Consider the following 22,738-nt stretch of genomic DNA (forward strand, 5'->3'; position numbering starts at 1 on the left):
TCATGGCTCTAGCGGTTCGCTTCTACGATCAACAACCGGACGTCGCCAGCGACTCCCTACGTGAAGATGTCTTGAATGGTTTGGCAGCCGAACCCAAGGCCATTCCGCCCAAGTACTTCTATGATCAGCGCGGCTCCGAACTGTTCGAAGCCATTACCGGTACGCAAGAGTACTACCCGACTCGTACTGAAGAGCGCATCCTGACCGAAGCGGCTGGCGATATCGCTGCTATTGCAGGCTCCGGCATGACGCTCATGGAACTGGGCAGTGGTGCCAGCCGCAAGATTCGGCTCCTGCTGGAAGCCCTGCGTCCTCAAAGCTACCTGGGTGTGGACATTTCCCGAGACTTTCTTCTGTCCAGCACGCACCGCCTGGCCGCCGACTACCCCTGGCTGGACGTAAGTGCGCTGTGCACGGATTTCACACAGCCGATGAAGCTTCCACAAACGCTGGGAAAAGCGCCCGTGCTGGCCTTTTTTCCCGGTTCGAGCATCGGCAACTTCACGCCAACCCAGGCATGTGCCTTTCTGCGTAACCTCCATCGATTGCTGCCACCGGGCAGCGGGCTGTTGATCGGTGTGGATCTGGTCAAAAGCAAGGCCCGCCTGGAGGCGGCCTATAACGATGCCGAGGGTATTACCGCGGCGTTCAACCTCAATCTGCTGGAGCGTATCCGTCGCGAGATGGATACTGACCTTGATCCTTCGCGCTTCAGCCACTACGCCTTTTACAATGAACAGCAGTCTCGCATTGAAATGCATCTGGTCAGCCGCCGCGCCCAGACGATTCGTGTCGAAGACCAGCGCTTCATGTTTCGTCAGGGCGAAACGCTGCACACCGAAAACTCTTATAAATACAGTTTGAAAGGATTTGAAACCTTGAGCCGGGAAGCTGGCTTTTCCCCAATAGCCGTATGGAAAGATCCCGCGGCCCTCTTTAGCGTGCACTATCTGGGACGATAGCGCTCAAGCAGCGGTCAGCCGCGTCGTTAAGGGCTGACCGTTAGGGTACTCATGATGCCGATGCGCCACTCTGGCGCAGATGCCTAGGCTAAGCTATTCCTATAGTTGTACTAAACCGTTGCGATTACTAACTGTTTAGTGGAAATGAGCTGTAGAGCGCTCATGCGAAAGTATGGGTGTGTTATTTAGCAGACATGTCTGCAGGATTTAGCTTATGAGTAATGGCGCTGCCCTTCCGCCTAATGAAACAGAGCGCTTGGCTGCTTTGCGCAGTTCAAACTTGCTGGACAGCCCAGCTGACCCCGCATTTGACCACATAGCCGAAATTGCTACCGAACTCTTCGACGTGCCTATTGCCATCGTTTCGCTGGTGGATGAGCATCGACAATGGTTCAAGTCTATCCGCGGACTCGACGCGCAGGAAACGCCTCGGGATATCTCGTTTTGCTCTCATGCCATCCTGGATGAAAACATCATGCAGGTGCGTGATGCCCAGACCGACCCACGGTTCAAGGATAATCCACTGGTAACCGGTAACCCTGGCATACGCTTCTACGCCGGCATCCCGTTACGGACCCACGAAGGTCTGGCCTTAGGCACCTTATGCCTGATAGATACCAACCCACGGTCTGAACTTAGTGGTGCCCAGGTACGACTCCTCAGTAAATTGCGCGATATGCTGATGGAGCGCATCGAGACGCTGCGTTCACTCAGCTACGTAGACCCTATTACCCAGCTGCCTAACCGCAGCCGTCTGCTGGAAGATGTCGAATCGATGCTGCGCAGCTCCGAAGAGCTGCTGGCTGTCTCCATGGATGTGTTCGACCCGTTCTATCTTAATGGCCTGCTCAATGCGCTGGGCCAGGACCACTACGAAGGACTGCTCCAGTCCATCAAGGAGCGACTGCTTTCCCTGATGCCTTCGGGGATACGGCTGTACTCCATCGGTACGGCCCGCTTTGCATTTCTGGTCCACGGCATGACCGATCTGCAAGGCAAGGAAGTGCTTGATTGCATCGAGCGCGGTATGACAGGGCTTATCGACTACAACGGCATCCCGATTGAAACCCGTCCCGGTCTGGGGATTCTCAAGCTCAAGCCCGGCGACACCCGCGACTGGCTGAGGGCACTGATCTCGACAGCCGATATAGCCCGCGAACGTCGAATGGGGAGCCGTTATTACGACTCGGCCCATGATCTTGCTCAGCAACGGGCTTTTGCCCTGTTGAGCAGCTTGCCGGTCGCCCTGCACAGCGAAGGTCAGCTCTCCCTGTTTTATCAGCCTCGCGTAGACCTCAAGTCGGGTGCCTGCCGCTGCGTGGAAGCCCTGTTGCGCTGGGCTCACCCAAAGCTGGGCGCCATCGGGCCTACCGAATTCATAGCACTGGCTGAGAAAACGGCCCTGATTCGCTCTATCAGTTACTGGGTCATCGATGCTGTCTTGAGCCAGTATGCGCTTTGGAAAGCAGACGGCCATTGTTTCAATGTGTCGATCAACATTTCGTCCCACGACCTGGACGATCCAGATTTTGCCGAGCGGGTAGCGGAAAAAATGGCCAAACATGGCGTACCGCCCTCCTGCGTGGAGTTCGAGGTGACGGAAAATTCGCTCATGTGCAATTTTGAGAACGCTCGCATCCAGTTGGATGCGCTTCGGCATCTAGGAGCCTCTATCTCAATCGATGACTTTGGAACGGGATACAACAACCTGATCTATCTCCGCCAGATACCAACGGATTACATCAAGATCGATCAGAGTTTCATTCGCTGCCTGCCAGGCGACGACAAGGACGCACTCATCGTTCGCACCATGGTGGAACTGGCACACGGCCTGGGATACGAAGTCACCGCGGAAGGCGTGGAAACACCCGAGATTCTGGACACCGTGCTGGCGCTAGGATGCGATGAGGGTCAGGGCTACCACATTGCCAAACCCATGGGTGCGCTTGAGCTTGAGCACTGGCTCAGGCGACCCGTAACGCCTCAGACCTCTGGCCAGGGCGGCTCGCTTTTCTCCTCGTCTTACGCAACGAACTAGCTCTGATACGAAATTGGCCCTGTAATCAACAGGGCCAATTCGTTTATTCCGCGTCCGTCTTCTTACGCCGCAGAGGCGCCATGCCATCCTGGCTGACCACCTTGGAAGCGCTGGGGCGCTTGGGCCGTGGCGATGTCTTGGCTTTCGTCACTGGCTTCTTGGTGTCGGTCTTTTTCTTCTTGGTGCTGGCAGCCTTGCCAGACGCCTTGAGCTTCTTCGGCCCTTGATAGGTGCCTTTAAGCGGTTGCACCACGCGCCGCTCGAAACGCAGTTTCAGGTAGCGTTCGATGCTGGACATCAGGTTCCAGTCGGTATGGCAGATCAACGAAATTGCCATGCCCGCCTCGCCGGCACGTCCGGTACGGCCAATACGGTGGACATACTCATCCCCGCTGCGCGGCATATCAAAGTTAATGACCAGATCCATGCCTTCCACATCCAGGCCACGGGCCGCTACATCCGTAGCAACCAGCACGGACACGGCGCCCTGCTTTAAGCGCTCCATCGCCAGCTTGCGGTCTTTCTGGTCCTTTTCGCCATGCAGAACGAACACCTTGATGTTGCTGGCGGTCAACACGCCGCCTAGGCGGTCGGCCTGTACACGGGTATTGGTAAAGACAATGGCCTTGCGATAGGTCTCGTGGACCAGCAACCATTGCAGCAGGCGCTCCTTGTGAGCCACGTCATCGGCAGTGATGATCTGCTGGGTGACCGCCTCGTTGAGTTCCCCGGTGCGATCAAGCATGAGCACTTCCGGCTCACGCAGGACATGTTCTATGACAGTACGCAGGGAGCTACCGCCGCTGGTAGCCGAGAACAGCAACGTTTGTCGGGACTCTGAAGTGCACGCGTCGGCCAGTTTGAGCACATCTTCGGAGAAACCCATGTCAAGCATCCGGTCGGCTTCGTCCAGGACGAGAAAATCGACATCGTCCAACTCAAGGCTACCGCCATTTAGATGCTCGATCAGCCGTCCGGGCGTTCCGATAAGAATCTCGGGATTCTTGCGCATCGCCGCGGCCTGCTCCTTGAACCCCTCACCTCCGGTAATGAGTCCGGCCTTTAGAAACGTGAACTGGGCAAACCGCTCGACTTCCTTGAGCGTCTGCTGGGCCAGCTCACGGGTAGGCAACAATATCAACACCCGAGCACCCACCTGGGGTTTGGGCTCGGACAACAGACGATGCAGAATCGGCAGGACAAAGGCAGCCGTCTTGCCACTGCCGGTACGGGCAGTCACACGCAGGTCTCGCCCATCCAGTGCCGGGCCGATGGCGGCCTCCTGAACCGGCGTGGGCTTTTTGAATTTCAGCGTGTCCAGTGCCTTGAGCAGACGCTCGTGCAGGTCGAAATCGGAAAACAAGGACGCATACCTCAAAGAAAATCGTAGTTCTGCTGTATAGCCTACCGGTTACGCAACAAAATCGCTGCCTTATTTAGCGCAGCGGATGTTTCAGCTTCCCAATGGGTAGCTCATCGACGTGGCAGTAGACGGCTTGTAGATCAGCTGCCAGCTGACGCGCACGTCCAACGCGAACCGGAGCACGCTCGGTATCGATGACAAGGACAGACGCATCAAGACGAGGCAATGAGGTCCAGGCGCGTACCCGGCCATCGGTCATCACAACGACACTTACCGGCTCATTGCCGAGACGACATTGGTGTTGCTTTAGCCACTCATGTGCGTGCTTCAGAGATTCAAGCAAGGGAGTACCGCCCCCTGCACCCAGGTCTGCAAGCCAACCCGGAACCTGCTGACTGGCTCGACGAGCCTGGGCAAGCCAGTGCGGCTGTACGCCTGTTGCGCCCAGCACCGCTACGCTTGCCCGTGCACGGTAAGCCTGCTCGAGAAAACCCAGCAATACGCCTTTGGCTTGCACCAAGGCGCCATGACGCCGCATGGACGCCGAGGCATCAACAATGAACAACCAATGCTCTCGTGGCGACTGAGAGCGAGGCCGGCGTATCAGGTCAGCCTCACGTCGAGGAAGCCCCTTCAGCAGAGTCGGTACCCAGGCAACTGCCCCTGCCTCACCTGTGCGAGAAGCACCGTGCCGACCACTACTGGCCTTCCCCGGTAAAGGTCGAGCATCCGCCACTTGGGTTACACGCGGGCGAATGCTCAGCGCTTTTTTGGCCAACCCTCACCTGAGCGTTTTTCGCCAATCGCCGTCGCCTGAGGCGGTAGTTCACCCCATTGCCCTTCACTCTTCGAATGGCTTAAAGAAGGTTCGGAGACGGGACGATCAGAAGATGGTGGTGGCGGTAACTCCGAAGGGGGTTGCTGTCGTCGTCGATGACGCAGCGCGAATTCTTCCACCGCATCGATATCATCTTCGATAATTATCTCGCTGCCGCGCCAAGCCGCATGGGCGCGTGCTGCCCTTAGCCATACCAGATCCGCACGCATGCCATCCACTGCCGCTGCAAAACAGCGCTCGGCAATACGCGACAGTGACAGATCATCCAGTGCGACCCCTGCCAACCGGCTACGTGCAGCCTGGCAGCGCTCGACAAGGTCCGCCTGGCTTCCGGCCCAACTGGCAATAAAACCGGGCGGATCAAGGTCGAACGCCAGACGGCGGCGCATGATCTCGGCTCGCTCCGCTGGCGCAGGATGGGCATTCAGCACCACATTAAAACCAAACCGATCTAGTAATTGGGGGCGTAACTCCCCCTCCTCCGGGTTCATGGTGCCAATCAGTACAAAGCGCGCCGGATGCCGATGGGAAATCCCGTCGCGCTCCACGGTGTTTACACCACTGGCGGCTACGTCCAACAACAGGTCAACCAGATGATCCGGCAGCAGATTGACCTCATCCACATACAACACTCCGCCATCCGCCTTGGCCAACACGCCAGGTGAAAATGCAGCGCGCTTTTCACCCAGGGCGGCGTTCAGGTCGAGTGTGCCGGTAATACGCTCTTCGCTGGCCCCCAATGGCAAGGTCACGAATGAACCACCCGGCATCAGGGCGGCTACGCCGCGAGCCAGGGTGGACTTCGCCATACCGCGCGGACCTTCGATCAATACCCCACCGATACCCGGATCAATCGCATTGAGGCAAAGCGCCAACTTCAAGGAGTCGGCTCCTACAATGGCAGCCAAAGGAAATTGCGGAGTATCAGTCATAGAGGGCTCATTAATGGGCTGGTATTATGAGGAAACATCTACTTAGCTTTCCTCGCTGTCCATCAGAATGTTTTCTAGCGCTTCCCGATAATGCCCCGGCTCCTGCCAGAGCCCGCGTTGTTGGGCCTCCAGCAATCGCTCGGTCATTTCTCGTAAGGCATCAGGATTGTGTTGCTGGATGAATTCGCGGGTGGCCGGATCGAGCACATAGGCATCGGCCAACAGCGCATACTGGTGGTCATCGATCAACGCTGTCGTAGCGTCGAAGGCAAACAGATAGTCCACCGTGGCTGCAAGCTCAAAAGCACCTTTGTATCCATGCCGCTTCACGCCATCGATCCATTTGGGATTAGCAGCCCGGGAACGAATGACGCGGTTGAGCTCTTCCTTGAGTGTACGGATACGAGGCGACTCCGGCTGACTGTGGTCGCCGTGATAAGACGCTACTGCCTCGCCCTGCAATGTCTCTGCGGCGGCCAGCATGCCACCCTGGAATTGATAGTAGTCGTCCGAATCCAGCAGATCGTGCTCACGGTTATCCTGGTTGTGCAAGACAGCCTGTAAATGGCCGAGCCGCTCGACGAAGCGCTCCCGTGCAGGCGTGCCTGGGTCATCTGCGCCATAGGCGTAGCCGCCCCAATTAAGGTATACCTCCGCCAGATCATCGCGAGATTGCCACTGACGCTCATCGATCGGGCCTTGCAGACCCGCCCCATAGGCGCCGGGCTTGGAACCAAATACCCGCCAACCAGCTTGGCGCCGCGCCTCGTCCGTCGCCAGCCCCTTCGCTTCGAGGACACGCTGCTCCTCACGGACCCGGGCGGCCAATGGATTCATATCCTCCGGCTCGTCCAACGTTGCCACGGCCTGTACCGCAGCATCGAATAGCCGAATCAGGTTGGCAAAGGCATCACGGAAAAAGCCTGAAACCCGTAGCGTGACGTCTACACGTGGCCGGTCCAGAATAGTCAATGGAAGGATCTCGAAATCACTGACACGCTGACTACCCGCCTGCCAGACGGGACGCACGCCCAACAGTGCCATGGCCTGGGCGATATCGTCGCCACCTGTTCGCATGGTAGCGGTTCCCCAAACGGACAGCCCCAGCTGCCGCAGGTAATCCCCATGATCCTGCAAATGGCGCTCCAGTAACAGGTTGGCTGATTGCCAACCGATCCGCCATGCCGTTTGGGTTGGCAGGTTGCGGACGTCTACCGAATAGAAATTGCGGCCTGTAGGCAACACATCCAGACGGCCTCGACTAGGTGCTCCGCTGGCGCCTGCCGGGACGAACCGTCCTGCCAATGCACTGATGATTCCTGCGATTTCCGCCGGACCGCAGGCGTCAAGAAGCGGTGCTATATGGCTTTTGAGCTGGGCCAGCACCAGCCCCGCATAGGGCCACTGCGCCTCATTCAACTCACCGCCCAGTGCCTGCTCAATCAGTCGACCGGCCAGTAATTCCAGGCGCTCACGCGTGTCACCGGCGATACGCCAAGGCTCCGTACTGACTGCCCGTAACGCTTCAGGGTGCGGCCCAGGCCAGGGCTCTCCCAACGCAGCATCAAGGGGATCAATATTCAGGCTCAGGTCTTTAGCCAATGCCTGAAGCAGGCTGGCATTACCGCCCTGCCCGTTACCGCGGGGAATACGAACCAACGCCAGCAGGGTATCAAGCCGCAGGCGCTCCTGCGGAGACTCACCAAAGATATGGAGCCCGTCGCGGATTTGCGATTCCTTCAGATCGCACAGGTAGGCGTCTACCTTGGGTAACCAGTCTTCGGGTGCTTCGGTATCCGAGAGTTTCAGCTCCTGGTCCAGACTGGTGCGGCGTAACAGCTGTGCGATATCGCCTTGCAGCTCGCGGGCGCGACGCGGATCAAGCAGTTGCGCTTCATAGAACTCATCGGCAAGCCGCTCAAGATCGCGCAAAGGCCCATAGCTCTCGGCGCGCGTCAGCGGAGGCATCAGATGATCGATGATAACCGCCTGGGTACGACGCTTGGCCTGCGCCCCTTCGCCCGGATCATTGACAATGAAAGGATAAATGTTGGGCGTTGGGCCAAGCATGGCATCTGGCCAACAGGTTTCAGACAGACCAACACCCTTCCCTGGAAGCCACTCAAGGTTGCCATGCTTGCCGACATGCACCAGCGCATGGGCGCGATAGACGTGCCTCAGCCAAAAATAGAACGCCAGATACCCATGCGGCGGTACAAGATCCGGATCGTGGTAAACCGCACTGGGATCAAGGTGATAGCCCCGCGCCGGCTGGATACCTACAAACGTCAGTCCGAACCGCAGCCCGGCAACCATCATGCGGCCGCGGCGAAACATGGGGTCCTGCTCGGGATCGCCCCAGCGTTCCCGCACCGCGTCCTGGTTCACCTGCGGCAATTCGGCGAAAAAGCGCAGGTAGTCCTCCATCCCCAGGCTTTGGTGGCATGGCCGTAGATCCAGGCTTCCCAGATCATTCGTCACGCCGCCCAGTAGAGAATGGACCAGGGCTGTTCCGCTCTCGGGCAAATGTTCAACCGGATACCCTTCGGTCTCCAGCGCTTTGAGAATATTGAGTGCAGCGGCAGGCGTATCCAGCCCTACACCATTACCAATCCGGCCGTCCCGGGTCGGGTAATTGGCCAGGATCAAGGCGGTACGCTTTTCACTATTTGGCAATCGAGCCAACATGATCCAGCGCCGAGCCAGTTCAGCCACAAACGCCATTCGCTCATGAGCGGGCTGATAACACACCACATCGCTCTGGCTGCGCTCATCTCGCCAGGCCAAACCTTTAAAACTGACGGGGCGCGTGATGATCCGCCCATCCAGTTCCGGTAAGGCAATGTGCATCGCCAGATCGCGTGGGCCAAGTCCTTGGGCGTTCTCCCGCCATCCCGACTCGTTATCCTGGGCACAAATAGCCTGTAATACCGGCACATCGCGACGGAACGGGCGAAGATGAGGGGAATCCGGATTGGACTGGGCAAAACCTGTCGTATTGATGATCAGCTCGGTCTCTGTCGCCTCCAGCAGCGCCTCGACCTCAGCAAGGCACTCCGGGTCCTTGAGACTGGCTACGGCAACAGGTAACGGATTGATCCCTTGAGCTATCAACGCTTCGCAGAACGTATCGATGAACCCTATATTGGCCGCTTGTAGATGACTGCGGTAGAACAATAGGGCTGCTACCGGCCCATCCTCCTGCCAACGCTGCTGCCACGAGCCCAGCGCCTTATCTTTATCACGCTCTGGCGCATACACCACAACACGCGGTAGCGGCTGAGGCTCGACCCACACCGCCTCATGTCCAAACCATCGCTGGCCGATGAAGCGATACAACATGCGGGCATTATCCATGCCGCCCTGTCGCAGGTACTGCCAGATCCGCTCGGCATCCTCAACGGAAGAGTTACCCAACGCCATTAGCTCAGGATCGGGTTTGTCATCTCCGGGTACAAGAATCAGCCTGGCACCTTGTGCGGCCAGCTGGGCCAACTGATCTACACCGTAGCGCCAATACGCCGCCCCGCCCAGCAACGAGACAATGATGACTTTGGCATGCTGAAGCACCTCATCGACATACAGATCGACCGAGGCATGATTCATCAGCTGCATGGGGTTGGCCAAGCGCAGGCTTGGAAAGTCCTCAGGCAGCCCACACGCCGCTTCGGCCAGCAACGCTAGATGAGAATCGGCACTGCACAGGATCACTAGGTCACCCGGGGTCTGTGCAAGATGAGCGATTCCGTCGTCGGGAGTAAAGCCGCCGGGCTGAGTCCTGAGGAGATGCATCGTATTAAGCCAGTACGCTGCGGAGTTCAGCGCTGATGGCAGCCTGATCCAGATCCTGGCCAATCACGACCAGACGTGTCTGCCGAACCTCATCCGCCTTCCAGGCACGATCGAAGTGCTTGTCGAAGCGGGTACCTACCCCTTGCACCAGCAGGCGCATCGGCTTGGCCTTGATGGCGACGAAGCCCTTGATACGCAGGATGCCGTGGCGCTGCACCAGCCCGGTCAATGCGTCCAGCAAGACACTCTCCTCTACCTCTGGCAGATCGACCGCAAACGAGTCGAATTCGTCATGATCATGCTCCTCATGAGGCTCATGGTCGTGATGCGTCTTTCGCGAGTCGATATGCAGCTCGGCCTCGGCATTCAGCCCCAGCAGGACAGACAACGGCAGCTGCCCATTGCTCGCTTCGATGATTTTCACGGACGCTGGCAATTCGCTCTCGATCTGGCTACGCACGGCCGCCAGGGCCATTTGCGGCATCTGGTCGACCTTGTTCAGGATGACCAGATCGGCGCTTGCCAGTTGATCCTCGAACAGCTCATGCAGTGGGGACTCGTGATCCAGGTTGGGGTCCAGCTGACGCTGGGCATCGACTTTTTCGGGATAGGCCGCAAACGTACCCAGGGCAACCGCCGGGCTATCCACCACGGTGACAACGGCATCCACGGTGCATGCATTACGGATTTCCGGCCACTGGAAGGCTTGTACGAGTGGCTTGGGCAGCGCCAGGCCAGACGTCTCGATCAGGATGTGGTCGATATCGGCACGTCGGGCCACCAAGTCGCGCATCACCGGAAAGAACTCTTCCTGCACGGTACAGCACAGACAGCCGTTAGCCAGCTCGAATACCCGGCCTGCGGCTTCTTCTTCGGTACATCCGATGCTGCACTGCTTCAGGATTTCACCGTCGATACCCAGCTCACCGAATTCATTCACAATGACGGCAATGCGCCGCCCTTGGGCATTTTCCAGAATATGGCGCAGCAATGTGGTTTTGCCGGCGCCGAGAAAGCCGGTAATGATTGTGACAGGAATCTTGGCCAAGGTTTTCATGAGCTGCCTTATGAAAAAGGGACAGGCAGGCATGACGAAGACGCGCTCATACGCAGTCCAGACGCCACACCGGATCACCCCGCCCGGTTGTCGGAAAGAATACGGCTCACACGTGCAGCCGCATTCTGAAATGTGTTCAAGGCAGGTCTCCTGGCTCACGGCAACGCTTCTCGCCTTCCCGCCCAAGAGCAGTGGCTTCCTGAAAAGCATCGATTAAACAACCGTTTACAGTTGCGGGGGCAGCTGCGGTCTCGCACCGCATTCCCTCTTAGCTTTGGTCATGTGCCAAAGCACCCTGAAGGCGCAAAGGCTACGAGCGCCACTCTGGAGTGTCAATCGATGAAGTTGACGCTTCGCCCGTGTTCGTGGTCTGCTTGCGCCTGATTTCAGGTGTCGCCACGCGGTTCGTGGCGGTGAAACGGGAAGCCGGTTCAAGTCCGGCACTGCCCCCGCAACGGTACGTGAGTGTAGATCGATATCCACTGTGCTCGGCTGTAGAGCATGGGAAGGCCGATCTTGCAGGCGTTGGAGCACCTTGCTCCACCCCCTTCACAAGTCCGGAGACCGGCCTGATTGACGATTGAGCAACCCGCGGTGGGCGGGCGCAGCTGAATGGCGTGGCGCGCAAGCGACCGCGCCTTCGTGCGTTCCCTCATCCTCGCCACACTCCTAGGAGGGAATCCATGAATAGCCAATCCCTGTCTCATGTGCCTACGGCATCCGGCACCCTGACTCAACGCCTGACTGCCGCCGCCCTGGCGTGCGTGTTGGGAGCAGGCCTGGTCTTTCTAGCCGGCTTCTCACACATCGACGCCATTCATAATGGCGCTCATGACACCCGTCATAGTGAAGGCTTCCCCTGCCATTGAGGCTGTGACATGTACAAACGGATTGCCTTTACAGCCGGCTTTGCCGGACTACTGGCGGCACTGCTCCTGAGCGTACTGCAGAATCTTTGGATCACGCCGCTGATCCTGGAAGCCGAAACCTATGAGGTAGCGGGTGAAGCGCACGCGCATGCCGCTGACACGCCTGCTCACCACCATGACGACGAGGCCTGGGCGCCTGAAGACGGCTGGCAACGAACGCTTTCGACACTCGGCGGCAACCTGGTCGTTTCGGTTGGATTCAGCCTGATATTGGCAGGCCTGTTTACGTTACGAGCCCCACGCCACGCCTGGCATGGCTTGCTTTGGGGCGCTACTGGCTATCTGACCTTTTGTCTTGCGCCCTCCCTGGGGCTGCCACCGGAACTGCCCGGCACCGCAGCGGCTGAACTGACCGCACGGCAAGGCTGGTGGATCGGCACCGCGGCTGCCACAGCCTGCGCCCTGGCCCTGCTATTTTTCACCCGCCATAGGGTGTTGCGTCTGGCCGCATTGGCCCTTTTTGCGCTGCCCCATATAATTGGCGCACCACAACCTGCCGAACAGGCAAGCCTGGCCCCTGAATTCCTGCAGCAACATTTCCAGTTGGCAGCACTTGTTTCCAATGCCGTTTTCTGGATTGTGCTGGGCTGGCTGAGCGCCTGGTTCTACACCCGTGATACAGCTGAGAATACCTGATGACATTAAGTAACAGCGCACCCGCCATTCTCGTCGTGGGGCATGGCACTCGCAGCAGGCCGGGCGTCGAAGAGTTCTTCCGCCTCGCCGAACACCTCAAGAGCCGCTTTCCGGATCGTCTGTGCACCACAGGCTTTCTCGAATTCGCCCGCCCGACCATTGCTGAAGGCCTTAACAAGCTGATCGCAGAAGGTGCTCGCAACATTACCGCCATTCCTGGCATGCTGATGGCCGCCGGCCATGCCAAGAACGACATTCCCAGCGAACTCAACGAGTTCATGGCCGCGAACCCGGAAGTCAAGATCACCTACGGAGTGGAACTGGGCGTCAACGCCAAGATGATGCGCGCTGCACGCGATCGTATCGAGGCGGCCGAAGCGCAGTTTGGCGATGATTACCGTCGCGATGAAACCCTTCTGGTCGTTGTCGGGCGAGGCGCGTCCGATGCTGACGCCAACTCCAACATCACCAAGATCACGCGCTTCCTGTGGGAAGGCATGGGCTTCGCCTGGGCCGAGACCTGCTATTCCGGCGTAACCAAGCCGCTGGTAGCCGACGCGCTGCCTGTCGTGCATCGCCTGGGCTACCGCAATGTCATCGTATTCCCCTACTTCCTTTTCACAGGACGCCTGATCGATCGCATCTATGCAGACGTAGATGCCTATGCCGAGGCGCATCCCGAGGTACGGGTTGTCAAGGCCGGTTATCTCAACGACCATCCCTTGGTCATCGAGGCGTTGGTGGACAAACTCCATGAAACCGAGGAAGGCACTGGCAACATGAACTGCCAGCTTTGCCATTACCGCGAGCAGATCATCGGCTTCGAAGACCGTGTCGGTGCTCCCCAGTTCGGACACCACCACCATGTGCGCGGTATTGGCACCGATGCCGATCATGACCACCACCATCATCACCATCATGGTCATCACCACCATGATCATGAACATGGCCACAGTCATGATCATGCTCTGTCACCTGCCCAGGCAGCGCCGCTCAAAGCTGTTCAGAAACTGACCCCGGCGGATTGATTGCATGCCCTTCGATTATCAGCGCGACCCGGAGGCCATCGAGCGTCAGTCCTTTGAACAGATCAGGACATTGACCGACCTCAGCCGCTTTGACCCTGACCAGGCGCAGATTGCCATGCGCCTGGTACACACCTGTGGCGAACCGGAGATTGTGGAAGCGCTGCACTTCAGCCCACATGCCATGGAAGCCGGTCTTGCCGCCGTGGAGGCGCAGGCCTCTATCCTCTGTGATGTCGAAATGGTCAGGCACGGCCTGACCCGACGCCTGTTCGGTGAACGTCCCTTATGCTTTTTGAATGACGAGCGTGTCCCGGCACTGGCAAAAGCAACGGGTGAAACGCGCAGCATGGTGGCGCTGTCGCTGTGGGAGCCCTATCTGCCCGGCAGCATTGTAGTCATTGGCAACGCCCCGACAGCCCTGTTCAGACTGCTTGAGCACTTGGAATCGGGTGGCCCCAGGCCCGCCCTTGTCATCGGGATGCCGGTTGGATTCATTGGTGCAGCAGAATCCAAGGATGCGCTCATGGCTCATGGGCAAGCACTCGGCATCGAGTGGATAGCGCTCAGTGGCCGACGGGGCGGCAGCGCGTTGGCCGCCGCTACGCTCAATGCACTGGCACGTGTGCAGCAAGGGATACGCTGGTGAGCGAACGAACCTGGAATGGCCCTACGCTGGAAGTCATCGGCCTTGGGCTCGCAGGCGAAGCCCTTTCGGCCGAAGCGCGGCAGGCACTGGACTCGGCTGAACTGGTTATTGGTGCACCGCGTCATTTCGAAGCGCTTGAGCAGCAAGGCCTCAATGTTCCTCGCCGAGCCCATTTCCCTAGCCCGTTTTCAGCGCTCTGGTCGCTTCTGGCAGAGCACTCCGGCCAGCGCATCGTCCTGCTTGCCTCTGGCGACCCGCTTTTTTATGGCCTTGGCGGACATCTGCGCAAGCACCTCACCGCTGAGCAGCTTTGCTTTTATCCGGCAGTGTCCAGTATCCAGGCCGCCTTTGCCCGGATCGGCCAACCCTGGCAAGAGGCTGAAGTGGTCAGCCTGCATGGTCGTCCCCTTTCCAGTCTGCGCGCCGCCCTGAAGGTCAACCGCTGGTTTGCAACGCTCACCGATGCCCACAGCCATCCTGCCGCGATCGCAGACGAGCTGGTTGCCGGAGGCTTTGGTGATTCCACCGTTTGGGTAGCAGAAAACCTGGGTACCCATGAGGAACGTGTGTCCACTCATACGGCCAGCCTTCTCAGTGAGTCGACTGAAGTCTTTTCTCCCTTGAACGTCGTGATCTTCAGGACTCAAGGTGCAGGTGGCGTACTGCCTGAATTCCCGGGCATCACCGACGCCGCGTTCAGCACAGACGGTGACGAGGCCGGCAGAGGTCTGCTGACCAAGCGCGAGGTACGGCTGTGTGTTCTTTCGCTGCTTGAGCCCCGTGCAGGTGATATCGGCTGGGATATTGGTGCAGGGTGTGGTGGCGTAGCGGTGGAATGGGCCCGATGGAACCCCTATGGGCAGGTTCATGCCCTGGAGTATCACGCCGAGCGACTCACCCATCTTGCTACGAACCGTGACCGCTTCGGCGTTATCAAGAACCTGCATATTCATGAAGGCCGTGCGCCTGAGCATATCGCTAAACTGCCATCGCCGACCGTCGTATTTGTAGGCGGTGGCGGCCGTGATCTGGCTGCGATTCTTGAAGCATGCTGGGCTCGACTTCCGTCAGGAGGACACCTGATCGCCAGTGCCGTCACCGAAGATGCGCGTATGGCCTTGCATGGTTTTTCACAAATTGAGCCTGCCCAGGACGACGAATGGATCCAGTTGGCCGTTTCCAGAGGCGACCGTCTCGCCGGTCAACGCCTCATGCGCCCGCACCTGCCTGTACTTCTTTTCAAGCGAATCAAACCATGACTGGTACACTTTATGGCATCGGTGTCGGCCCCGGCGACCCCGAGCTGCTTACCTTCAAGGCTGCCCGCCTGATCCGGCAGTGTCCGGTAGTAGCCTATATTGCCAATCAGCAAGGTGCCTCCCAGGCGCGGGTCATTGCCCAGGAACACCTGATCGATCAGCTGGAGCTGCCTATTTACATGCCGTTCGAGCGTCAGCGCGATGCGGCGCTATCTGTCTATGATCAAGCTGCTGCTGATATTGCCCATCGGCTTGAGCGTGGGCAGGACGTGGCGGTTCTATGCGAAGGCGATCCTCTACTGTTTGGCAGCTTCATCTATCTACATGACCGGCTGGGCGAACGGTTTCCCTGCCAGATTGTGCCGGGCATCAGTTCGATCATGGCCGCCGCCGCTGCAGCGCGTCACCCGCTGACGCGACTCGAACAAAGCCTGCGCATCCTACCCGCCACTGCCGGCCCGGAGCGGCTGGCCAGCGCCCTGCATGAGCCCGGACCGCTCGTGATCATGAAACCCGGCCGCCAGTACGGTGAAATCCTGCGCTTGCTGCGACGTACCGGACGTGACGCTGATAGCGTTTATGTCGAATACGCCAGCCGTGACACACAGCGGATCATTCGATGCCATGAAGCGATGCCTGATGGAGAACAAGGCCCCTACTTTGCCTTGTTCCTAATCGGGGCACAGCCATGCTGACCATCGTCAGTCTGACGGATGCCGGTGCTGCGCTCGCTCAACGCTTGCAGTTACTGGATCGAAGTGCCGAGTGGCTGCATCGTCCTCAGCCTTTTATCGAAATCGTACAGCAACGCTTCCAGGCCGGACATCGGCTGGCATTGATCTGCGCCAGCGGTATCGCCGTACGCACCCTGGCGCCAGTATTGCAAGACAAGTACCGCGACCCGCCGGTGCTGGTGTTGGATGAAGCCGGTCGGTTCATCATTCCCCTGCTGTCCGGCCATGAAGGCGGCGCCAACGCCTGGGCGCAGGAATGGTCGGAGCAGCTGCAGGCTCAATGCGTTATCACCAGTGCCCGGCGCTACACCCGTCCTCTCTACATTGCTGGCCTGGGATGCGAGCGAGGCTGCCCGGAATCAGTTCTGCATACACTGATGACAGAAACCCTGGCTGCCCATTCGCTGACCGTAGCCGACATCAATGGCTTCGCCAGCATCGCATTGAAACACGACGAAGTCGGCATGCTGGCATTGGCTGAAACATTAAATGTACCTATTCGGTTTTTTGAGGCCGACACGCTCAACCGGTACGAAAACCAGCTCACTCAACGCTCCGCTATCGTTTTTCGCGAAACGGGCTGCTATGGCGTGGCAGAGGCAGCGGCCCTTGCAATGGCCGAGCAGGTAACGGGCGGTCCGGCCGAGCTGATCATTCCCAAACACAAGAACGCCCGTGCGACCTTTGCTCTTGCACGCGCCTATCAGGATCCTTCATGACTGGACGTTTAGTTATCATTGGTACCGGCCCAGGCGGGCTGGAGCACTTGAGCCCCGCTGCCAGCCGCGCGCTGGAAGGCGCTACAGACCTGGTTGCCTACCCGCTCTACGTCGACCTGCTCGGCGAGATCGTGGCCGGCAAGGCACGTCACGATAGCCCACTGGGTGATGAAATCGGCCGTGCCCGCCGCTCCCTGGAGCTGGCCGCCGAAGGCCGAAGCGTGGCGCTGATTTCCAGCGGAGATGCAGGCATCTATGCCATGGCGACTCTGGTGTTCGAGCTATTGGAGCACGAGGCGCTGCCCGCCTGGCACGAGGTGGAGATTGCCGTAGTGCCCGGCATTTCAGCCCTGCAAGCCTGCGCCAGCCGTGTGGGCGCCCCACTGGCCCACGATTTCTGCACTATCTCGCTTTCAGACTTGCTCACTCCTTGGGAAACCATCGAGACACGCATCCGTGCGGCAGGCCTAGGAGATTTTGTGGTGGCCTTCTACAACCCGGTCTCCCAAAAGCGTACCTGGCAGTTGGCACGTGCCCGTGAGCTGTTACTGGAAAAACGCCCAGCAGACACGCCTGTCATTATCGGTCGCAACGTTACCCGGGCAACAGAGCAGATCACTGTCACTACACTAGGCGAACTTGACCCAGCTCAGGTCGATATGCTGACTATTGTGCTGGTGGGCAACAGCGAAACCCGCCGAGTTGGCCAATGGGTATACACGCCCCGCGGCTATGCCAAAAAACTGGGAGCCGATGCATGACGGTTTATTTCATCGGCGCCGGTCCTGGCGACCCTGAGCTGATCACCATCAAAGGCCAGCGACTGATTCACAGCTGCCCGGTCATTCTCTATGCAGGCTCCCTGGTCCCTGAGGCTGTTCTCCAAGGCAACACAGCCGAACAGGTCATCAATACTGCCGAGCTTCATCTGGCGGAAATCATGACGCTGATCGAAGCTGCCCACGCCAAGGGCCAGGATGTAGCACGCGTGCATTCAGGCGACCCGTCACTCTATGGCGCAATTGGCGAACAGATTCGCCGTTTACGTGAGCTGGACATTCCGTTCGAAGTGATACCGGGCGTCACAGCCACGTCTGCTTGCGCTGCCTTGCTCGGTACAGAACTGACGCTCCCGGATATCTCTCAAACCATTATTCTCACGCGCTATGCAGGCAAGACAACTATGCCCGAGGGTGAGCAACTGCCGGACCTTGCTAGGCATGGCGCAACCCTTGCCATACACCTGGGAATCAACCGACTGCACAAGATTGTCGAGGACCTGATCCCGCACTATGGCGCCGATTGCCCGGTGGCTGTGGTGCACCGAGCTACCTGGCCGGATCAGGACTGGGTAATGGGTACGCTGGAAGACATCCTGGCTAAAGTTCGGGCCAAAGGCTTCCACCGCACGGCGCTGATTCTTGTCGGGCGCGTGCTGGCACCAGATGATTTTTCCGAATCCTTTCTTTACCGGGAGGACAAGGCTCATGTATATCGTCCGGCATACAAGCGTCGCAAGAAAGCCAGCGAGGAGCCGCCTGCATGAGACCGTTCACCTGCCCGTTCGTCCATTCCAAACCTGACGCACTCATGTCAGTGGTGGGCTGAAGGACGACTCAACGCCCATGCGCGAGGAATCTCCCGAGCGTAAAGGTCCGCTGCGCAGCGGCTTTACAACAGGCAGCTGCGCCACGGCCACAAGCCTGGCAGCGGCACGCCTGCTCTTGCGTGGCGAAACCTGTGATGCCTTGACCATTGATCTGCCCAAGGGCGGGAAAACCCTTCTGCTTCGTATCGAGCATTGCGAGCGTAGTGCTATGGGTGCCACCGCCTCGATCATCAAGGATGCTGGAGATGACCCGGACGTTACCCATGGCGCACGGGTTTTCGCTCAGGTCGAGCTGACAGCCGAGCCCGGTATTACCTTTCTAGCAGGTCCTGGTGTTGGCACAGTAACCCGACCAGGTCTGGTACTGGAGGTTGGTGAACCCGCGATCAACCCGGTACCCCGGCAGATGATGCGCCACCATCTGGAGCGGCTCGCCCTTGAGGCTGGCTACCCTGGCGGGTTCCAAGTGACTATCGGCGTTGAAAGCGGTGAGGTATTGGCGCAAAAGACCATGAATGCCCGCCTGGGCATCCTGGGAGGGCTGTCGATTCTGGGTACCAGCGGCATCGTTCGTCCCTTTTCCTGTGCAGCCTATATCGCCTCAATTCAGCAGGCTATTGATGTTGCCCGCGCCAATGGAGAGTCTCACTTGGCTGCGTGTACCGGCAATGCCAGCGAGGCGGCCATGCGGACCCACTTCGGCCTGCCTGAAATTGCCTTGATCGAGATGGGAGATTTTGTCGGCGCGGTCTTAAAACATACCAAGCGCGTTCCAGTGCCACGATTGTCTCTCTGTGGCGGTTTTGGCAAGATCAGCAAATTGGCAGCCGGACACATGGATCTCCACAGCCGTAGCTCCAGCATAGACCTGCCCTGGCTGGCTGAGCAGGCGGCAGCTCTCGGCGCAGGTGCCTCCCTGCAAGCAGCTATTGCTTCCTGCACTACCAGTCAACAGGCGCTCAAGCTTTCTCATGAGGCCGGTTTCCTCCTGGCTGACCATATCTGCCGACTCGCCCGTAATGTGGCGCTCAGTAAACTGCCCGCTGCCACGGCACTGGACGTTTTTGCCATCGACCGCGCCGGCAATCTGATGGGGAGCGCGTCTTGAAGAAAATTCTGCTGCTGGGCGGCACTCGCGAAGGTCTGCGCCTTGCCTATCAGCTTCCCGCTGATGCCATCTATAGCCTGGCTGGCCTGGGTCAGATACCCGATGACTTACCCTGCCGCTGCCACGTAGGTGGCTTTGGCGGTATCGATGGGCTAGTTCGTTTCATTCATGAACAACGAATTGATTTGCTGCTCGATCTGACCCATCCGTACGCTGAACAGATCAGCCGACATGCTCAAAAAGCCGCTAGACAAACAGGTATCCCATACTGGGTGCTGCATCGTCCGGCCTGGCATCCTTGCGCGGGTGATAACTGGCGGGAATGGCATCACTGGCCCGATCTGACGGCCCAGCTTTATCCCTTTGCCCGCGTCCTGATGGCGCTCGGGCGAGAGCCGCTAACCCATATCGATGAGATACCCCGTCACCAGCGCTGGTGGGTTCGCTGCCTGGTCACTTCGGAGCAGAGTCGTTCCAACGTTACGCTCCTGAACGCACGAGGACCATTCCGGATAGAAGACGAATACACCTTGTTGAAAGATCAAGAGATCGAGGTGATTGTATGCAAGAACAGCGGCAGCAGCGCCACCGAGGCTAAACTGATCGCTGCGCGCGACTTGAAAATTCCTGCCCTGATGCGTGCTCGCCCCCCATTACCACAGGCGGACCAGACATTTACTGCAATCGATTCCCTGATGACGGCGCTAGGCCTAGGCCGGTAGTCAGGACTGAGCAATATCTGCATCGGCAACAGGCGCGTCTTCGCCTCGGGCCCGTACATGAATCGCTGCAAAGGGCTCGTTCTGTACCAATTCGATCAGCGATTCCTTTACCAACTCCAAGATAGCCATGAATGTCACCACCACGCCTAAACGGCCTTCTTCGACGGTAAACAAGGCAATAAAGGGTACGAACTGCCCCCCCTTGAGGCGTTCGAGCACATCGCTCATGCGCTCACGAGTCGATAAGACTTCCCGTGACACCTGATGGCTCTCGAAGAGATCCGCCCGCCGCATAACCTCACTCATGGCCAGCATCAGCTCGTTCAGCCCCACATCTGGCAGGAGTTTGCGCGCCTTGGCGTCAGGTGCCGGTAAAGTGGGTACCGTAATGTCACGCCCTACCCGAGGCAAAGTATCTATATCCTCAGCAGCTTTTTTGAAGCGCTCGTACTCCTGCAACCGGCGAATCAATTCAGCTCGAGGGTCATCCTCTTCCTCTTCCACCTCCGAAGAGCGAGGCAGCAACATGCGCGACTTGATCTCCGCCAGCATGGCTGCCATGACCAGATACTCTGCAGCAAGCTCCAGACGAACCGATTTCATGAGTTCAACATAACCCATGTACTGCCGCGTGATCTCAGCCACTGGAATATCGAGAATATCGATATTCTGTTTGCGGATCAGGTAAAGCAGCAGGTCAAGCGGTCCCTCAAAGGCTTCGAGGAAGACCTCCAGCGCATCTGGCGGGATATACAAGTCCTGTGGCAGCTCGGTAAAAGCCTGCCCGTAAACCAGCGGTACTGCCGCCTCTATGCGTGCCGAAGGCTCGTTCACGTCAGGACTGCCTGGCTCGCTCATGCACGCTCACGCTCAAACGGCTCTGGATCACCAGCACCAACACGTAGAACTTCCGGCTCGCTGTCGGTCAGGCTGACCACCGTAGAGGGCTCAAGTCCCCCCATTCCACCATCAATGATCAGGTCAACGAGATGGTCCAGCTGGTCTCTCATCTCATAAGGGTCGGATAGCGACTCTTTCTCGCCGGGCATGATAAGGCTGACACTCATCAGCGGCTCCCCCAGCTCTTCCAGAAGCGCCTGAGTGATGGGATGCTCGGGCACCCGCACACCAATGGTACGTCGCTTGGGATGCAGCAGAATGCGTGGCACCTCACGGGTGGCGTTGAGAATAAAGGTATAAGGTCCTGGCGTATGCGCCTTGATCAGTCGAAAGGTGCTCGTGTCGACCTTGGCATACAAACCAAGCTCGGAAAGATCGCGGCATACCAGAGTGAAGTTGTGCTTATCGTCCAGCTGGCGAATTCGCCGGATGCGTTCTACGGCATTTTTCTCACCGATCCGACAGCCCAATGCATAAGACGAGTCGGTGGGATAAGCGATCACGCCGCCGCTTTGAATGATATCCACGGCTTGACGGATCAGCCTCGGCTGGGGATTTTGCGGATGTATCTCGATGTACTGGCTCACGTTGGCTCCTGACTGGCTGGGTAGATGGCATGGCCGAATCGTGCCCACAGCGGAGGCAGGTCTTCAGGGACCGGACGGTACATGCCCAGGTCAGACCAGTCACTCGGTGTATGGAAATCACTTCCGGCACTAACCATCAGACCGAACTCACGCGCCAGAATTGCCAACATGCCAACCTGTTCGGCCGGCTGGACTCCATTGACCACTTCCAGGGCATGCCCGCCGGCCATAATGAAGTCACCGATCAGCTTGCGCCGTTTAGTCCGTGTAAAGTCATAAGCCAATGGATGAGCCAGACTGATCCACGCCTTGGCCGCACGCAGGGTTGTGACTGTTTCCTCCAAGGTCGGCCAGTGCTGCTTGACATCACCGATCTTGCCTCCGCCCAGCCATTTGCGGAATGCTTCGCCCCTGTCCTTCACATAACCTGCCTGCACTAGAAACTCAGCGAAATGAGGGCGGGAAGGCGCATTACGGCTATCACCCAGCGCCTGCTGAATAGCCTGAGCGCCTTCAAGCGCCCCGGGCATGCCCTTGGCAGCCAAGCGCCGGTCAATTTCTTCGGCCCGCGCCCAACGCCCCGTGTAAAGGGCCTCCAGAGCCTGCTTCAAGTCTGGAGAATCGCTGTCAAAGCCGTAGCCCAATACATGGATGGTCGCACCGCCCCAGGTACAGGAGAGCTCAACGCCTGTCAGCAACGTCAGTCCCAGCTTATCGGCCGTCTGTCGCGCCTCGGCAAATCCTTCCAGGGTGTCATGATCGGTCAGGGCCAGTAACCGAACGCCCCGCTCATAGGCGCGTGCAACCACCTCGGCCGGGGCCAATGTCCCATCAGAAGCCGTACTGTGGCAGTGCAGATCGACACGCATCCTGGTTCCT

The 22,738-nt window shown here is 58.5% G+C and carries 21 protein-coding genes and 2 riboswitches; of the genes, 13 read left to right on the forward strand and 8 right to left on the reverse strand.

The window, feature by feature from the left end; all coding sequences use genetic code 11:
* Nucleotides 1-2 precede the first annotated feature (2 nt).
* Nucleotides 3-962, forward strand: coding sequence for an L-histidine N(alpha)-methyltransferase (gene egtD, locus B3729_RS18675; RefSeq protein ID WP_286788666.1), 960 nt, complete (start codon nucleotides 3-5; stop codon nucleotides 960-962).
* Nucleotides 963-1,176: 214 nt separating this feature from the next.
* The gene (locus B3729_RS18680) at nucleotides 1,177-3,000 is read left to right on the forward strand and encodes a sensor domain-containing phosphodiesterase (RefSeq protein ID WP_286788667.1); all 1,824 of its coding nucleotides are present in this window, start codon (nucleotides 1,177-1,179) and stop codon (nucleotides 2,998-3,000) included.
* 43 nt (nucleotides 3,001-3,043) lie between these two features.
* Here the strand turns inward: B3729_RS18680 and B3729_RS18685 are convergent, their stop codons facing one another.
* The 5 genes from B3729_RS18685 to cobW form a co-directional block, all read right to left on the reverse strand.
* Nucleotides 3,044-4,363, reverse strand: coding sequence for a DEAD/DEAH box helicase (locus tag B3729_RS18685; protein WP_409438618.1), 1,320 nt, complete (start codon nucleotides 4,361-4,363; stop codon nucleotides 3,044-3,046).
* A 73-nt stretch (nucleotides 4,364-4,436) separates the two neighbouring features.
* On the reverse strand, nucleotides 4,437-5,141 hold the full coding sequence (locus B3729_RS18690) for a VWA domain-containing protein (protein WP_286788669.1): 705 nt from the start codon (nucleotides 5,139-5,141) through the stop codon (nucleotides 4,437-4,439).
* Nucleotides 5,123-6,133, reverse strand: a complete 1,011-nt coding sequence (locus tag B3729_RS18695; RefSeq protein WP_286788670.1) for an ATP-binding protein — start codon at nucleotides 6,131-6,133, stop codon at nucleotides 5,123-5,125. The genes B3729_RS18690 and B3729_RS18695 overlap by 19 nt, the downstream gene beginning before the upstream one ends.
* Before the next feature lie 42 nt (nucleotides 6,134-6,175).
* Nucleotides 6,176-9,925 carry a cobaltochelatase subunit CobN gene (gene cobN / locus B3729_RS18700; protein ID WP_286788671.1) on the reverse strand — a complete coding sequence of 1,250 codons (3,750 nt, stop codon included), beginning with the start codon at nucleotides 9,923-9,925 and terminating at the stop codon, nucleotides 6,176-6,178.
* A gap of 4 nt (nucleotides 9,926-9,929) precedes the next feature.
* The gene (gene cobW / locus B3729_RS18705; protein WP_286788672.1) at nucleotides 9,930-10,982 is read right to left on the reverse strand and encodes a cobalamin biosynthesis protein CobW; all 1,053 of its coding nucleotides are present in this window, start codon (nucleotides 10,980-10,982) and stop codon (nucleotides 9,930-9,932) included.
* Nucleotides 10,983-11,105: 123 nt separating this feature from the next.
* Nucleotides 11,106-11,295: riboswitch (cobalamin riboswitch) on the reverse strand.
* Nucleotides 11,296-11,353: 58 nt separating this feature from the next.
* Nucleotides 11,354-11,569, forward strand: a riboswitch (cobalamin riboswitch).
* A 96-nt stretch (nucleotides 11,570-11,665) separates the two neighbouring features.
* On the opposite strand from cobW, the gene B3729_RS18710 reads away from it, so the two are divergent.
* From B3729_RS18710 to B3729_RS18760, 11 genes are all read left to right on the forward strand, one after another.
* A complete protein-coding gene (locus B3729_RS18710; RefSeq protein WP_010798051.1) occupies nucleotides 11,666-11,851 on the forward strand; it encodes a CbtB domain-containing protein in 186 nt (61 codons plus the stop codon).
* 9 nt (nucleotides 11,852-11,860) lie between these two features.
* The gene (locus tag B3729_RS18715) at nucleotides 11,861-12,547 is read left to right on the forward strand and encodes a CbtA family protein (protein ID WP_286788673.1); all 687 of its coding nucleotides are present in this window, start codon (nucleotides 11,861-11,863) and stop codon (nucleotides 12,545-12,547) included.
* Nucleotides 12,547-13,575, forward strand: a complete 1,029-nt coding sequence (locus B3729_RS18720; RefSeq protein ID WP_286788674.1) for a sirohydrochlorin chelatase — start codon at nucleotides 12,547-12,549, stop codon at nucleotides 13,573-13,575. Before B3729_RS18715 ends, B3729_RS18720 begins: the two co-directional genes overlap by 1 nt.
* A gap of 4 nt (nucleotides 13,576-13,579) precedes the next feature.
* Complete coding sequence (locus B3729_RS18725; RefSeq protein ID WP_150347560.1) at nucleotides 13,580-14,221, forward strand: precorrin-8X methylmutase; 642 nt, start codon at nucleotides 13,580-13,582, stop codon at nucleotides 14,219-14,221.
* Nucleotides 14,218-15,480 (forward strand): precorrin-6y C5,15-methyltransferase (decarboxylating) subunit CbiE, encoded by a 1,263-nt coding sequence (gene cbiE / locus B3729_RS18730; protein ID WP_286788675.1) that lies wholly within the window; start codon nucleotides 14,218-14,220, stop codon nucleotides 15,478-15,480. The genes B3729_RS18725 and cbiE overlap by 4 nt, the downstream gene beginning before the upstream one ends.
* Complete coding sequence (gene cobI / locus B3729_RS18735; RefSeq protein ID WP_286788676.1) at nucleotides 15,477-16,175, forward strand: precorrin-2 C(20)-methyltransferase; 699 nt, start codon at nucleotides 15,477-15,479, stop codon at nucleotides 16,173-16,175. Before cbiE ends, cobI begins: the two co-directional genes overlap by 4 nt.
* Nucleotides 16,169-16,933: a cobalamin biosynthesis protein gene (locus B3729_RS18740; protein ID WP_197870279.1), complete on the forward strand. Its 765-nt coding sequence runs from the start codon at nucleotides 16,169-16,171 to the stop codon at nucleotides 16,931-16,933. Before cobI ends, B3729_RS18740 begins: the two co-directional genes overlap by 7 nt.
* On the forward strand, nucleotides 16,930-17,694 hold the full coding sequence (gene cobJ / locus B3729_RS18745; protein WP_122042739.1) for a precorrin-3B C(17)-methyltransferase: 765 nt from the start codon (nucleotides 16,930-16,932) through the stop codon (nucleotides 17,692-17,694). Before B3729_RS18740 ends, cobJ begins: the two co-directional genes overlap by 4 nt.
* Complete coding sequence (gene cobM, locus B3729_RS18750; RefSeq protein ID WP_286788677.1) at nucleotides 17,691-18,479, forward strand: precorrin-4 C(11)-methyltransferase; 789 nt, start codon at nucleotides 17,691-17,693, stop codon at nucleotides 18,477-18,479. The genes cobJ and cobM overlap by 4 nt, the downstream gene beginning before the upstream one ends.
* Nucleotides 18,480-18,558: 79 nt before the next feature.
* The gene (locus tag B3729_RS18755) at nucleotides 18,559-19,650 is read left to right on the forward strand and encodes a cobalt-precorrin-5B (C(1))-methyltransferase (RefSeq protein ID WP_286788678.1); all 1,092 of its coding nucleotides are present in this window, start codon (nucleotides 18,559-18,561) and stop codon (nucleotides 19,648-19,650) included.
* The gene (locus tag B3729_RS18760) at nucleotides 19,647-20,372 is read left to right on the forward strand and encodes a cobalt-precorrin-6A reductase (protein ID WP_286788679.1); all 726 of its coding nucleotides are present in this window, start codon (nucleotides 19,647-19,649) and stop codon (nucleotides 20,370-20,372) included. Before B3729_RS18755 ends, B3729_RS18760 begins: the two co-directional genes overlap by 4 nt.
* Here the strand turns inward: B3729_RS18760 and B3729_RS18765 are convergent, their stop codons facing one another.
* The 3 genes from B3729_RS18765 to B3729_RS18775 form a co-directional block, all read right to left on the reverse strand.
* A complete protein-coding gene (locus tag B3729_RS18765) occupies nucleotides 20,373-21,107 on the reverse strand; it encodes a segregation and condensation protein A (RefSeq protein ID WP_167517283.1) in 735 nt (244 codons plus the stop codon).
* A gap of 119 nt (nucleotides 21,108-21,226) precedes the next feature.
* On the reverse strand, nucleotides 21,227-21,859 hold the full coding sequence (locus B3729_RS18770) for an L-threonylcarbamoyladenylate synthase (protein ID WP_010798039.1): 633 nt from the start codon (nucleotides 21,857-21,859) through the stop codon (nucleotides 21,227-21,229).
* On the reverse strand, nucleotides 21,856-22,728 hold the full coding sequence (locus B3729_RS18775) for a PHP domain-containing protein (RefSeq protein ID WP_010798038.1): 873 nt from the start codon (nucleotides 22,726-22,728) through the stop codon (nucleotides 21,856-21,858). The genes B3729_RS18770 and B3729_RS18775 overlap by 4 nt, the downstream gene beginning before the upstream one ends.
* Nucleotides 22,729-22,738: the final 10 nt, after the last annotated feature.

Source organism: Pseudomonas sp. UBA3149 (assembly GCF_002364655.1).
Lineage (GTDB): Bacteria > Pseudomonadota > Gammaproteobacteria > Pseudomonadales > Pseudomonadaceae > Chryseomonas > Chryseomonas luteola.